Source organism: uncultured Streptomyces sp., from assembly GCF_947488945.1.
Lineage (GTDB): Bacteria > Actinomycetota > Actinomycetes > Streptomycetales > Streptomycetaceae > Streptomyces.
On the sequence record NZ_CANLBS010000006.1, the window covers coordinates 378997 to 391721 of the forward strand.

Annotated in this window: 16 protein-coding genes; 1 reads left to right on the forward strand and 15 read right to left on the reverse strand. The window is 70.2% G+C overall.

The features are described from left to right. Window positions 1-3: 3 nt before the first annotated feature. The 3 genes from Q0994_RS12580 to Q0994_RS12590 all read right to left on the reverse strand — a co-directional run bounded on the left by Q0994_RS12580 (window position 4) and on the right by Q0994_RS12590 (window position 2419). A complete protein-coding gene (locus Q0994_RS12580) occupies window positions 4-870 on the reverse strand; it encodes an alpha/beta fold hydrolase (protein ID WP_299532906.1) in 867 nt (288 codons plus the stop codon). 143 nt (window positions 871-1013) lie between these two features. Then, on the reverse strand, window positions 1014-1751 hold the full coding sequence (locus Q0994_RS12585) for a DUF317 domain-containing protein (protein ID WP_299532908.1): 738 nt from the start codon (window positions 1749-1751) through the stop codon (window positions 1014-1016). Then, window positions 1748-2419, reverse strand: coding sequence for a hypothetical protein (locus tag Q0994_RS12590; protein WP_299532911.1), 672 nt, complete (start codon window positions 2417-2419; stop codon window positions 1748-1750). Before Q0994_RS12590 ends, Q0994_RS12585 begins: the two co-directional genes overlap by 4 nt. A 6-nt stretch (window positions 2420-2425) precedes the next feature. Between Q0994_RS12590 and Q0994_RS12595 the strand changes: the two genes are divergently transcribed. Beyond that, on the forward strand, window positions 2426-2596 hold the full coding sequence (locus Q0994_RS12595; RefSeq protein WP_299532914.1) for a hypothetical protein: 171 nt from the start codon (window positions 2426-2428) through the stop codon (window positions 2594-2596). 45 nt (window positions 2597-2641) lie between these two features. Here the strand turns inward: Q0994_RS12595 and Q0994_RS12600 are convergent, their stop codons facing one another. From Q0994_RS12600 to Q0994_RS12655, 12 genes are all read right to left on the reverse strand, one after another. Further along, a complete protein-coding gene (locus Q0994_RS12600; RefSeq protein WP_299532917.1) occupies window positions 2642-3397 on the reverse strand; it encodes a hypothetical protein in 756 nt (251 codons plus the stop codon). After that, window positions 3394-3573, reverse strand: a complete 180-nt coding sequence (locus tag Q0994_RS12605; RefSeq protein WP_299532919.1) for a hypothetical protein — start codon at window positions 3571-3573, stop codon at window positions 3394-3396. Before Q0994_RS12605 ends, Q0994_RS12600 begins: the two co-directional genes overlap by 4 nt. 182 nt (window positions 3574-3755) lie before the next feature. Then, a complete protein-coding gene (locus tag Q0994_RS12610) occupies window positions 3756-5546 on the reverse strand; it encodes a type IV secretory system conjugative DNA transfer family protein (protein ID WP_299532921.1) in 1791 nt (596 codons plus the stop codon). A 31-nt stretch (window positions 5547-5577) separates the two neighbouring features. Continuing rightward, a complete protein-coding gene (locus tag Q0994_RS12615) occupies window positions 5578-6357 on the reverse strand; it encodes a DUF317 domain-containing protein (protein WP_299532924.1) in 780 nt (259 codons plus the stop codon). A gap of 2 nt (window positions 6358-6359) precedes the next feature. Next, window positions 6360-6782 (reverse strand): hypothetical protein, encoded by a 423-nt coding sequence (locus Q0994_RS12620; RefSeq protein WP_299532926.1) that lies wholly within the window; start codon window positions 6780-6782, stop codon window positions 6360-6362. 169 nt (window positions 6783-6951) lie between these two features. Beyond that, window positions 6952-7770 carry a DUF317 domain-containing protein gene (locus Q0994_RS12625; protein WP_363325547.1) on the reverse strand — a complete coding sequence of 273 codons (819 nt, stop codon included), beginning with the start codon at window positions 7768-7770 and terminating at the stop codon, window positions 6952-6954. Next, window positions 7767-8120: a hypothetical protein gene (locus tag Q0994_RS12630; RefSeq protein ID WP_299532930.1), complete on the reverse strand. Its 354-nt coding sequence runs from the start codon at window positions 8118-8120 to the stop codon at window positions 7767-7769. Before Q0994_RS12630 ends, Q0994_RS12625 begins: the two co-directional genes overlap by 4 nt. 26 nt (window positions 8121-8146) lie before the next feature. Then, a complete protein-coding gene (locus Q0994_RS12635; protein ID WP_299532932.1) occupies window positions 8147-8953 on the reverse strand; it encodes a DUF317 domain-containing protein in 807 nt (268 codons plus the stop codon). Then, window positions 8950-9333, reverse strand: coding sequence for a hypothetical protein (locus Q0994_RS12640; RefSeq protein ID WP_299532935.1), 384 nt, complete (start codon window positions 9331-9333; stop codon window positions 8950-8952). Before Q0994_RS12640 ends, Q0994_RS12635 begins: the two co-directional genes overlap by 4 nt. Window positions 9334-10137: 804 nt before the next feature. Continuing rightward, window positions 10138-10887 carry a hypothetical protein gene (locus tag Q0994_RS12645; RefSeq protein ID WP_299532937.1) on the reverse strand — a complete coding sequence of 250 codons (750 nt, stop codon included), beginning with the start codon at window positions 10885-10887 and terminating at the stop codon, window positions 10138-10140. Between the two features lie 624 nt (window positions 10888-11511). Further along, a complete protein-coding gene (locus Q0994_RS12650; RefSeq protein WP_299532940.1) occupies window positions 11512-11937 on the reverse strand; it encodes a hypothetical protein in 426 nt (141 codons plus the stop codon). A gap of 100 nt (window positions 11938-12037) precedes the next feature. Further along, on the reverse strand, window positions 12038-12475 hold the full coding sequence (locus Q0994_RS12655; RefSeq protein WP_299533077.1) for a hypothetical protein: 438 nt from the start codon (window positions 12473-12475) through the stop codon (window positions 12038-12040). Between the last annotated feature and the right edge of the window lie 250 nt (window positions 12476-12725).

A 12725-nucleotide genomic window follows, 5' to 3' on the forward strand; every position in this document is an offset into this window, starting at 1 on the left:
GGGTCAGTGATTTCGGGCGCAGGGCAGGAGATGGGTCAGGCTTTCCACGACGGCGTGGGGGTGGCGGATGGGAAGCGTGTGGGTGGCCTGGTCGGTCAGCACGAACCGTGCCTGGGGCAGGCGGAGGGCGAGGGCCCGGGTGTGGTCGGCGGGCACGTGGACGTCAGCCGAACCTGCGAGGAGGGTCAGGCGCGGACCCAGGGTGCGCAGCCCGTCGACCGGGCGGGATCCGCGGATGGCGAGTGCTTGCCAGAACGCGGCGATGTCACGGGTGGCGGTGTGGTGCAGGCCGCGCCGACAGGCGACTGGCACGCTGGTGCCACCGCTTGGGAGTGCGGCGGTGGACAGGGCCCAGGGGCTGGAGCGTGGCAGGCGGCGCCGTATCGCGTCCACCACCGCGGGGGCGTGGGTGCAGGTGTGTGCGAGGACGTCGCGGCCCCAGCTGAGGAGCCGGGTCCGCAGCCCGGGCACGGGGCGGGTGGTGACCGGTCCGTCGGGCGTGGAGATCAGCAGGAGGCCCTGTATCCGGGGGAGCAGGTCGGGACGCATCGTCGTCAGGGTCTGCAGGATCATTCCGCCCATGGAGTGGCCGGCGAGGACCAGCGGACCGTGGGGGGCGCAGTTGTCGATGAGGAAGGAAAGATCATCGGCGAGTTTCTCGAGCCTGATCGGGGCTGTGCCCCGGGTGGACTGTCCGTGTGCGCGCTGGTCGTAGCGCACGACCCGGATGCCCTGTGCGGCGAGAGGCGGGGTGTGCAGGCGCCACAGGTCCGCGGTGACAGAAAGCCCGTGGACCAGAACGAGGGTGACGGACGCGTCGGCCGGCCCGTCGAGGTAGGCGGTCAGTTCAGCGCCGTCGGGCAGAGACACGCGGCGCGTGCTGGTGGTGGAGGGGGACGAATTGATGAGCGGAGCTTTCTGCAGTGGGAAACGAAAGACTGTGTGCGGGGTCCGCCAGGGGCGCTGAGCAGGGCTGCTCAGGCGACGTCGCGGGGATCCGGTCGGCGGCGAGGTCAGCGGTGGCGTACGGCCCGGCCGAGCTGGGCGCTGGCGTGGTGGACATGCGGGTTCACAGCGGCTCCACGGGCCGGGGTGATGAGCACCTCGTCCAGTTTCTGCACGAAATACGGGACATCGCGGAAGAGACGTTCCACCGGGGTGGTGGTCGCGAGGTGGGTGAAGAACTGGGCGACCAGAGGCTCGGGCACCTCCGGGGTGAAGGTGGCGCTCCAGTGCGTGTCGAAGCCGTCGTACACGGAGTGTTGGATCAGCCACGGGTGCATGGGGTCCGTGCTGTGCTCGACGGTGCAGTGGCCGTCGGAAGAGGCCCACGCCACCCCCGACGAAATTGAGGACGCCTCCCAGCCACTGGTCTTGGCGAGGTGGGCCACGGACTCGGTCGCCAGGCGTATGCGCTCGGCATGCCGGCGGTCACCGAGCAGCTGGGGCAGGGCCTGGGTTACGGAGGCGATGGCCTCGTTCGGCGTCTGCCGGCTGAACTCGATCTGCCAGTAGGGCTCGTGGTGGGCGATGGTCCACCACACGCCGTCCTGACGGTTGGGGTCGAAGTCGAGGAACACGCTGCCGCAGGGGCTGTCGATGTCGATGCGGCCAGTACGCGGATTGTGCTCATAGGGCCACGCGAACAGGTGGACCAGGGGACCGATAACGTCGTTGATCTTGTTCATTCCGCCGCCGGCCAGATACCGCGGCGAGACGAGGACCAGATCGTTCGGGGCGAACGTGTTCACGGCTTCCTGCCGCCCGTGTTGCGGAGTGCCGGCGGCGGTTTGGCCGGTGACGGTGCCTGGGAGCGGTGCGGCTTCTGGAAGTCCAGCGCGAGCTGCCCGGCGGCCGTGACCACGACGTCCTGGCTCACGTACCTGGAAGTCCGCGCAACACGGATCAGGCGCTCCTTCTCCAGCATGCCGAAGGACTTGGGGTGGACGGCCCGGCCGTCGCTGTCAGTGATGCGGACGGGATTCTTGAGCGGTGCGTATCGCCGGGTGCCGCCTCGGGCGATTCGTTCGAGCACCGCGTACTGGGCGGACGACAACTCCGGCAGGTCAGGCCCGTGTTCGGGGTGCTCCGTCAGGTCGCGGATGATGGCGGATGCCGTGTACTGGCAGCAGGTCGCGCTCAGTTCGAGGTGCTGGGCAGCGGTGGCCAAGCTTTTCGCCAGGACCGGTGCGGCCTCGGTGTGCCGCGTCTGGTGCAGGGATTCCTCGTCGGCAGGCGGGGCGTCGGCGAAGACCGCACCGTCGAGCGGGTTGTCGCCGATGGCTCGTGCCAGCTGGGAGGCGGCGATCGAAGCAGACGCGGTGATGCCGCTGAGCGTCTCCAGTGAGACCCGGCTGCCGGGCACGGCGGTGTACTGACTGCCGTCCAGCACGGACAGCCGGACCAGGGACCGGCTCACGAGGTCGTGGATGGCGAGGATCTGCGGGCCGACCTGCCGCAGCAGGTCACTGCCCGGCTCGGGGTCGAGCGCGGTGACCTTGGTATGGAGGGTTGTGAAGTCGGCTCCGAGCTCGCGGAGAAGGTCGATCTGGAGCGGCAGATCGATGTGGCGCAGGGTGATGATGGACTCCGGTGAGTTGCGGATCAGCGCGACCTCGAAAGGGTGGCGTTGGGGGATCGGTCAGTGGCTTCGGGTGGCCGTCCGCGTGCTGACAGGGGTGGGCGGTGTTGTTGCCGGCGGGCTCCCGGCGGCTGGAGGCAGGCAAAGGGCGGACGCCAGGGCGGTGGTTCCAGCCGAGGTGAGACGGACTCGGTCCTGCAGCGGCCCTCCGACAAAGGCGGGGGATGCGGACTGCGGAACTCGTTCGACGAGGTCGTTGGCCTCCAGCGACCGCAGCGTGCCGATCAGCACGCGGGCGTCCCGGCAGTGGACGTACTGCCGTCCCAGAGAGCTGGTGGCCACGACATTCCCGCAGGCGATCTCCCACAAGGCGGTGCGCTGTGTGGAGCTCACCTGGTGGACTGGAGCGTCTGTGGTATTCCAGCGCCGGCGTCGGATCTCGCCAGCGAGCCTGTCGGCGCAGCCCACGGTGGCTTCAGGAGCCAGGGCCGTCAGCATGCGGGCCGTGGGGAGCGGGTGCTCCGTGGAAGCGCCGCTCAGGAAGGCGAGTTGCTGGAGGCGGACCACCGTGTCCGACAGCTCGTGACTCTCGAAGAGACGCTCGTCAAGGATCGCCTTGACGGCGGTGCGCGTCGCGTAGGCCAGCCGCTGGGCGGAGGCAACGTTGGTGTCGGGCTCGGCCTGTGAACCGGACCGCAGAAGACGGTCGAGCATGTCGTTGTGCTGCACGTACTGGTCTGCGAGCAGCAGCAGGCGCTCAACCGGCGTCGGCGGGGTGGCCACGTCGAACAGGAGGCCGTCCGGCGGTGTCGTCATATGCGGCGCCAAGCAGTGGGTGCGGGCTGGTACTCGGCAGAGGCGGCGATGCGGGCGGCCAGATCGCAGAGCAGGCCGATGTGCCGTGTGGTGTTGAACAGACCGGTGCTGTCCGCGGCGATGTGGTGGTCGCGGATGTCTGCGGTCACGGCGTCCAGGGCCTGACGCGGGGACATTGCGTCGGGGTCGGTGGGTCCGTAGATGGGCAGGTGGTCTCCAGGTGCGCGGTTCAGGGGGCTTGCCGGGCCGGCCGACGGCGAAGATCTGGTCTGCGGGCGGTGGGTGATGACGGCGTCAGGCGCGCACGAAGTCCTTCGCCTGGCGTGAGCGGACCGGTACCAGGTGCAGCCGGCATCGCTCACACGGCCTTCCCGAAGTCGGCCTGTGCCGGCGCGTGCTTCGCGACGGCGCGGTCGGTGATCGCCTTTGACGCGCGGGCGGAGGCTGCGGACAGTTCTTCCGCTCTGGGCTCCCGGTACCAGGGGCGCAGGTCGAGCATGGCGGCGCGCATGCCGGTGGCGAAGCAGAGCGCGGTGCCCTTGGGCAGGGCGCGGATCGCGTCGGCGGGCAGGATCCGTTCCTGCCGCATCGACACCGAGGTCGACTTGCCGGACTCGGAGTGCGAGGTCGAGGTGGTCTCGACGTCGTGGTCGCCGATCAGACGGCTGAGTTTGTCGGCGAAGTCGGGGTCATCGATACCCGAACCGATGACCTTCACCGTCGAGGCGCTCCACATGGCGTCCATGCCGGCGTCACCCCAGACTTTCTGGCCCTGGCGGTAGCTCTGGAGGATCGTGATGGGAATGATGCCGCGACTGCCGAGGTGGGAGTACAGGTCCGGAAGGTCCGAGATTTTGCAGACGTTGGCGGCTTCGTCGAGGATCGCGAGCATCGGTGGGTCGAGGCGTCCGCCGGCGCGTTCGGCCTGGGCGGTGGCGGCGCGCATCACCGAGTCCGCGCATGCTGCGATCAGTGCTGAGGCCCCGCCGCCGCCGTCCTTGCTCAGCAGGAACAGGGTGTCGGTGGAGGTGACGAAGTCGGCGGGCCGGAACTCGGAGACGTCCTTCTGGGGCGTCACCCACGCGGCGATCTCGGCGTTGAGCAGGGCGGCGGCGTACTGGCGGGCAGTCTCGTAGATGCCGTCGCGCGTTTCCGGTGGTCCTTCGACGGTGCCCTTGAGCTGGGCGGCGACGGCGGCGAAGTCGTGGTCGCGGAGGATGTCGAGCGGGGTGCGGTCGGCGGGGAAGGCGAGCCACTGCATGATGTCGGTGATCGGCCGCTCGTCGAGCGCCGCGGCCAGGAGCAGCTGGGACAGGATGTTGCTGCCGGCCTTCGACCAGAAGTCACCCTGCTGGGAGGCGTCCACCGAGGCGGCCAGGAAGTGGCCAGCCAGACGCCCGGCGCCGTCGAGGGTCTTCGCGCTGGCGAGGGGGTTCCACCACATCTCGCGGGCAGCGTGTGCGATCTGCTGCGGGTCCATGGTCCACACCGTCCCTGCCGCCGCCCGGGCTTCGTAAGCGGTGGTGAAGGCGTCTCCGGCGGCCTTGTTCGAGGTGAGGAGGACCGGGCCGGGCGCGTTGAGCATGGAGGGGATGGCGAGCGAGGTGGTCTTGCCGGATCTGGGGGCCATGATCGCGACGGCGACGTCCTCGAATCCCATCCGGACCTCGTGGCGGCTGCCTTGGAGGTTGCCGAGGAGGATGCCGGTGTCCTTCGCGGCGATGTGTTTGGCGTCCTTCAGGCTCGGGCGCAGGGAGCGGGCCTTGGCGGTGATCGCCGTGGCCATCAGCGGCTCGATGTCCCGGGCCTTGGCCATGTCGGTGACCTTCTTCCGGCCGCCGCCTCGATTCTTGTACCGGCCCCACAGGACACCTCCCGCCGCCCCAAGGGCCAGGAACAGGAGTACGGGGACGATGCGGGCCCCGATCAGCAGGGACGTGTCTCCAACGTGGGGCCAGACCTGTTCGGGGTGAAGCAGTGAGTTGGTCGGCTGGTAGGGGGCCCAGCCTGTGCCGTTGAGGTAGGCGGTGATGTTGCCCGTCAGCCAGGCAAGGTGGGACAGGGGGACAACCACAGCGAGCACGCCGAGGAGGAGGCGCAGAACAAGGTCATATCCGTCGGTGCTGCTGTTGGAGGAGGAGGGGGGCAAGGGCTACGTGCTTCCGGGCGGGGACGGGGGATCAGCGGCTTCGGTGGTTCCTTGGTGGTGGCTGTGGTGAGGGGGCCGGGCTCGTCGGCGGGGCGGGGAGCCGGGTGGCGAGGGAGCGGACGCGTTCTTCCAGTGCCCCGGCGAGGAGTTCGGCGTGCACGTCCGTGGTCTTACGAGTGATGATCTGCGAGTCGCGGGTCGGGAGACTGCGCAAGCTGCCGGTGCGCGCCACTGGCTTCGGGTCGGCGAGTGCAGCGGTGAACGCGGTGACCAGGCGGGTGGGGGTGTGCTCAGCGAAGCGGGCCTGCCATACCGGCCGGTTCGGGGCGAGGGTGGCGGTGACGAACCAGGCCCTCGGTTCTTGTGCGCTGCCCAGCCGCTGGAGGTACGCGGTGCCGTCGGGCGACGCGAGGCCGTTGTCTGCGGGGGTGGGCGACCAGCCGATCTGTCGAAGGGGCTCGTACGGATCGGACGACGTGTCCGTCGGCGTGGCTGGGTCGGTGAGGGCGTCGGTGGCGGCGGCGATGAGTTCGACGGGCGTATCGGCGCCGAAGCTCGCGTACCAGGCGGGCCTGTCCGGCTCTGCGGCGTGGTGCAGGATCCACCACTGGTCGACGGAGTCGGGCTCCAGGCGCAGGAGGGCCTTCTGGTCGGGGCTGGAGAGAAGGACGCGAGGCATCAGGGGGTCGTGACCGTGGCTCCAGCCGCATGCCCGGTGGAGGGCAACGGTGATCCAGGCGGGGTCGCCGCCGCCGGCGAGGTGGCGCGGGCTGATGAAGTCAACCTCGACGGTCTCGGGACTCGGGGACACGTTCACCTCCGCACGGGGGTCCGCCGGCCAGGTGCGGGGACCGTGGTCGGGGGCGGGGCCAGGGGAGAGGGGGCGTTCCGGGCGGCGGAGTTGATCTCGCGCAGGGCCTGGCTGTGAGAGGCCCAGTCGTCGAGGTAGCTCCACGATTCGGCGTGGTGCTCGGCGAGTGCGTCATCGAAGATAGGGGTTCCGGGCTTGGCGTTGGCGGGGAGGCTGTCGCGGGTTTCCAGCCACTGCTCGTGCAGTTCGTCGAGCCGGTCGAGGGCGGTCTGCAGGACGCCCAGTTGGTAGACCCAGCGGTTCTGCACCGCGGTGGCGGGGAGATTTCCGAGCTGCACTTCGGCTGTGGCCAGCAGGTGGCGGGCGCCGTCGCGGAGGTCCTCGAACGCTTCGGCGGTGTCGGCGTCGCGCTGGCTGGCGCGCATGCCGTAGGCGTGGTCGTCGTGGGGCCAGCCGTCGAGGTCGGTGTGTTCGTCGGAGTAGATGTCCCACGCGTCGAGGATCTTCTTGCTGTCGCTCAGGTAGCGGTCGAGGTGACGGAGGAGCTTGCGGTGTGCGGTGTGGTCGGCGGAGATGGTGAGGGTCCTGTCGGGATCAGCGGCGAACGGCCGGGCGGACGGCCTGGGCCGTGGCTGGGGTGACTGCGGGCTGGGTCCGCTGCTGTCGGCGGGCGGCGCGGGCCTGTGCTCGGATGGCGTCGAGCCGGGTGCTGTGGGCTGCGACGACGTCCTCGGGCGTGAGCGGACTCCGGCTTTGTACGGCGCTGTAGTGGGCGGTCCGGTCGTACATGGCGCGCTGGAGCGGGGCGGGGTCGGCGAGCGCGGCGGCGAAGGCGCAGACGAGGTGTTCGGGCATGGACTCGTCGACGAAGGCGTGCCAGATTCGGGGCCCCATCGGCGTTTCGAACCCGGGCTGGCAGGTCTCGACGCGCCAGGACGACCTCCATACGCCTTCGTCCGTTGGCCGGTGTACGTGGCACATTCCGTCGGGGGAGTGGGCTGTGGTCTCTGATTCGAGAGCCCATCCCGCCGACTCCAAAGCCTGGAACGGGTCGGCGTGCTCGGTGGGTGTCGGGGCGATGAGTGCGTCGGTGAGACGGCCCAGGATTTCGGCGGGGACGAGTTCGCCGAACTCTGCGTACCAGCCCCGCTCGGTGCGGGTGGGTTCGGCCTGCAACCGCCACCATGCGGAGGTGGCGGACTGCGGATCGAACTGCATGCTGTAGCGATGATCCGGGCTGCGCAGCACGATCTCGGGGCTGAGCGGGTCGGTCGTGCAGTTCCATCCGGCGGCGGCGAGGCCGTGGGTGACGTGGCGGGCGTCCCCGGGGCCGGCCAGGTGACGCGGGCTGGTGTCGAACGGAAACTGGGTGGCGTGCCTGTGGGCGAAGGCGGCGAGCTGCCGCTCACTCACCGGCACCAGCTGCACCCCTGCTCGCTGTCGTACGCCTCGTTCAGGGAGCGCAGGTCATCGACGATGTAGTGGAGGGTGTGCTGGTCGGACTGCTCCAAGGCGGCGGTCCGCAACTCTGCCACCAGGAGGGCGGTTTCGGCGGTGCGCGAGTCGTCGGGGCGGGTCTGTACCGTGCGGGCCAGGGCGCGCAGGACGTCGGCGAGCTGGACAGGGATGCCGGTGTACTCGTCGAGAAGCGGCTCGACGAGCGCGAGGGCTTGCTCGAGGTCGGGGTCATCGCGCAGGTAGTCGGTAAGGTCGGCGAGCGTTTCGGTCAGGGTGCGGATGGTGTCCGGGGTGGGTGCGGGCATCGGGCTCCTTCGAACGGGGAGGCGGGTCAGCGGCGGGTCCGGGCGCCGCCGGCCGAGGTGTACGGACGGGTGTTGGTTTGGGGCCGGGTGCTCTGCGCGCTGTTGCGGGCCCAGGTGGCGGCGCGGGCGGCTGTGATTCGGGCCTGCTGCCACGCACTGAGCTGGGAGGGCTTGACGGAGACCGACCAGGTACGGATCTGCGCGCTCATGGGGACGCGTCCGCGCGGGCGCATCACGGGATCGGGCCCGGCGAGTTCGGCCGAGAAGGCTTGCACCAGGTGCATCGGCGTGTTCGGCGTGAACGTGGCAGTCCAGCCGTTGCCCTGCTGGTCCTTCGCCCCGGTCCACCACATTGCCGAGCCGTCGGGGCTGTGGTGGTACTGCATCCACGCGGTGCCGTCAGGGCTGGTGGCCATGTAGTGCTCGCCCCGGAAACCCATGTCCCACTCCTGCTCCTTCAAAGGCGCCCAGACGTTGGGGGCGTGCGCGGAGCGGGGACAGGTGAGCGCGTCGGTCAGACCGGCGACGATCTCCACCGGCGTCTGCCGGCCCAGGTGAGCCGCCCACTCCCCGTTCGCCCCGTCCGCCCTGCCGTGGATGGTCCACCCACCGGGCAGGACGTAAGGGTCGTAGGCGACACGAAGGGTGCGGTCCGGGCTCTCCATGTGCAGAGGGCCGCCTGTCTTGGACTTGTCCCGCCACCCCGAGGCGCGCAGGAACTCCGAGACGTGCCGGACGTCCCCGCCGCCGGCCAGGGCCCGGGGCTGGACCAGGTAATGCTGCTCGGCCTGCTCACCCGGACCCCAGCCGGACCACTGCTTCCTCTTCTTCACCGGCGCCGCCGAACCACGAGCGGTGCGGGGGCCGGAGGCTTAGCCGCGGTAGTGGAGGGCTGGGCGCCGACCTGCCGCAAGGTGTCTTGGTGTTCGTCCAGGTCGAGGGCGATGTCGTGCAGTTCGTTCGAGGCGCGGCCCAGAGCGAGCCACACCTCCGGGGGCAAGAGACCGCGTTCGGCCTGATCCTTGGCGAACACACCGCCGGTGATGACGAGGTGGGTCATGCCGCCGAGCACTCCGGCATCCGGATCGAGAATGCGGGCGATGACCCGTGCGGCCTGGGGCGGGGGAAGCTGAGAAAGGTGGTCGGCGAGCTGGCCGAGCCGGCGGGTGATGTCGTCGGCCAGTTCTACCGGGCAGGGGGCGGGGTGGGACATGCTCCTCCGGGTCGGTGGACGGTCAGTGGTGGTGGCGCTGTCCGACGCGCTGCGTCTCGGCGAGGACGGCCTCTGGGCGAGCACCGGCCAGGGGAGAGGCACGGTCGGAGCCGACCAGGATGCAGGCGCGCAGGTAGCGGCGGAACAGAGCGGTTGCGAGGCGGGGCTTGAGCCGGCGGCTGATGGGCGGGGGCGTTCGGGCTACGGGTTTCTCCGGGAATCGAGCGGGGCGGGGTGGCCCCGGGGCCAGCCGGGTTTACGGGTTTCGCGGCGGCCCGGCGCGAGAGGGAGCTGGCGCCGGGTGCAGCGGCGGCGGGAGGCCGGGTGCCGGGTGGGACTCGGCGGTGTGGAGGCGCCGTTTGTGCAGTGGAGGCGGCGTGGTTGTGGGCGTGGAGGATCACGTGCATGGACGACAACTTCCCTGGTGAGGGGCAGCAGCCCGTTGACCGGCGTGGCGATCTCGTCAGCACCCCGGCCACCTCGCTGCCGCTCTCAGCGGCGGCGACCCGCTCGCCGAGCCGGGCGAGGTGGACAGCGTGTTCGCGCGGGATCGAGGTGGACACTGTGACCAGCGGCCCGCAGGGAGTGCGAGGCGGTGGTCGCCCTCAGCCGCTGCTGCTCGACGGGCAGGCCGTGGGGAAAGCCGTCATAAGCCCCTGCGGCAGCGGAGAGGAACCCGTCGGTTCGCTGGAGGATGTCGGCCGCCGTGTCGGTGCCGCCGATGGCGAGGACCAGGTCGGCGCGCGGATCCTTGGTGATGGTGACGTACTCCCGCACCCGGAAGTCAGGCCCTGTCTGCCTGCTTCATCGCCCTCGGGCCGCCGGCACGCGGGTTCCTGCGGGCACTGGCGGCACGGCGGCCGGGGCGGACGTGGGTGCGGCCCGGCCTGCGGGATGCTGAAGGGCGGTCCCGATACCTATCGCCTCCAGCTGCGGGCCGATCTCACGCAGGGCACGAGCCTGCGCCTGCGTATCGTCGCTGTTGAGGCTGTAGATGCCGCTCTGCGGGTCCTGGACGAAGCCGTTGGAGATGAGGACCGCTCCGGCCCGGCCGTCGACCGGTGCGGTGGCGACGCTGCCGTCCGGCTGCCAGGTCAGGACGACCCGGTCAGCCTGGGAGGGCTGGATGCCCCCCAAGGCGTTGTGCCGCACCTGGGCGAGCGCGGTGTCGTAGCGGGGGAGCAGGTCGCCGGCAACCTGCTCGGCGCTAAGGAACGGGTCGTCAGTCAAGGCGATGCCGTTGGGTTCGGGCACGGCGCGGTACGCCTCGTCGGGCAGGGCGCGGGGGGCGACTGCGGCGATGAGGAACCCGTTGAGCTCGTCATGCCGGTCGAGGACGACGAGCTGGGCGCCGTCCGGGCGGCTCAGGACGGCGGCCTGCTGGAGGGGGTGTTCGGCGAGAAGGTCTGCGACCAGGTCCAGGTCCCAGATCCGGTCCGCGAGGTTGTTGTTCGCGTCGGCCGGGACGGGGGAGCTGATCCAGGTGTCGGGGAGTTCGCCGGCGAGGACGTCGGCGTAGGAGGCGAGGCGCTCGGAGTTTTCGTGGTCGTGCATGGTGTCCTTGGGCGAGGTGGGGGTCAGCGGCGCAGTCCGGCGGCCACCGGGGGCGGCGGAGCCGGTAGCGCACGCGGCGAGGGCGGGCAGGCGCACACGGCAGAGCACTCGCGTTCTGCGGCGGGGACATCCCCGGCGCAGATGCTGCGGCCAGGGTGTGGTTCGTGCCGGCCGGCGAGCGCGTTGCGGGTGTCGGAGAGGACGGTGCGGATGACGCGCAGATGCTCGTTGGCGAGGTAGGGTCGGCCCGTCGTGGAAGTCGGCGGTGGCGGTGAAGATTCCACCCAACGCAGCGAGGATCCCGTCGTGGGCGGCCGTCAGCTCGATCAGGGCTTCCGCAGCCTTTTCGGTGGTGCTGGCTTCGTGAATGCGCTCGCCGACGTGGGAGACGGAAGAGCCAAGAGGCAGCTAACTGACCTGATACGGGGCGGTGTCAAACTCCGGCCGCGCGTGCCGTCCAGGCGGTATCCGCGCACACCACGGCGGATTCCTTCCAGTCGGCCCGGATGTCGTGGAGGTCTTCGGGCAGGCGCAGCGGCCAGGAAGAATCGACCGGATTCGCGGCGGCTCGGGCCCTGGCCTTGTGGAGCGTGTCGGGACGACCGGGGCGGCGCGTGGGGGAAGTCATCGGCCGCCCCGGACGTCCGCGATGTGCACGAGCTGGCCGAGGGCGGTGATGGTGTACCAGCCGCAGTCGATCAGCTCGTTGCGGTCGCCGTACCGCGGCAGGAGCGCGTCCTCCATGGCGCGCAGGTAGATCAGGCAGTCGGGGCAGCGGCGTGAGAGGTGCACGAGGTAGCGGGGGTGGGCGGTGACGTAGGTCTGGGCTCCGCCGGTTGCGTCGCGCAGTCGCCATCCGTCTTCGTCGGTCGGGGTGTGCCAGGAAGGGGCGACGACGCGCATGGAGTCGCCCCACAGTTCACCGCCGGCTATGCCCTTGAGGACGACGACGGTGTCGCCGGCCTGGAAGTGCTGGTGCGTGATGTCCCGGTCGGGGGTGAGCGGGTCGGGTGTCGGCGCGAATGCTGAGGTGGGCGGTGGCTGGGACATGCTGTTCCTTCCACACGGTCGGTGGCTGGGTGGGAGGAACAATGGTCCGGAGGAACGCCGGTTTGGCTAACCGGCGTTTCCCGGCTATGTTGCGCCGCGATCAGCGGAACGGGTTCTGAGTTCCGCAGTCCGCCTCGGTGGCCGCGTCGAGGAGTTCGAGCAGGTCAGGGCCGTCGGCTTCGCGCTGGTCGATCCACCATCCGGCACGGGCGATGGCGCGGGCCTTCTCTTCCAGCTCCGCCCAGTCCGCCTCGTCCCAATCTCCCTCTACGACCAGCGCGGTGTGTGCCGCTGTCATCAGCTGGTGGCGGGAGCGCTCACCCCAGTCCAGGGCCTTCTCCGGGCCTTCCAGCTGCGGCATGTCGAACTGCTTCGACCATGCGAGGGCGGCCTCCTGCTCGGCGGCGCGTTTGGCCGCGAGCCACTCTTCCTTCGACTCGGTGTCGGCGTCGCGCGCCGCCTTCCAGCAGTCGGTGCAATCCTTCCCCGCGAGCCAGCGGGCGAAGCTGGCTCGCTTGTCGGCGGGACGGTCGGACAGGTCATGGACGGTCTGGTGGGAGCACGCGTGCTCGACAGTCCACTGCGTAGGGACCCCCGGAGAATTCCGCTTGATGGGCGTTACGTTCGAGGTCGGGCTGCTGGTCTGGGGCTTCAATTCGCTGCCTCTCGTTGGCGGTTGGGGTGGTGGCCTGCGTCGTTGTGGAGGGTCGCGCATCAGGCGCACGATTCATGCGGCGGACGGAGGTGGTCCGGAGCGCTCGGCGGTGGTCTCGGGGACGCTTCCGCCT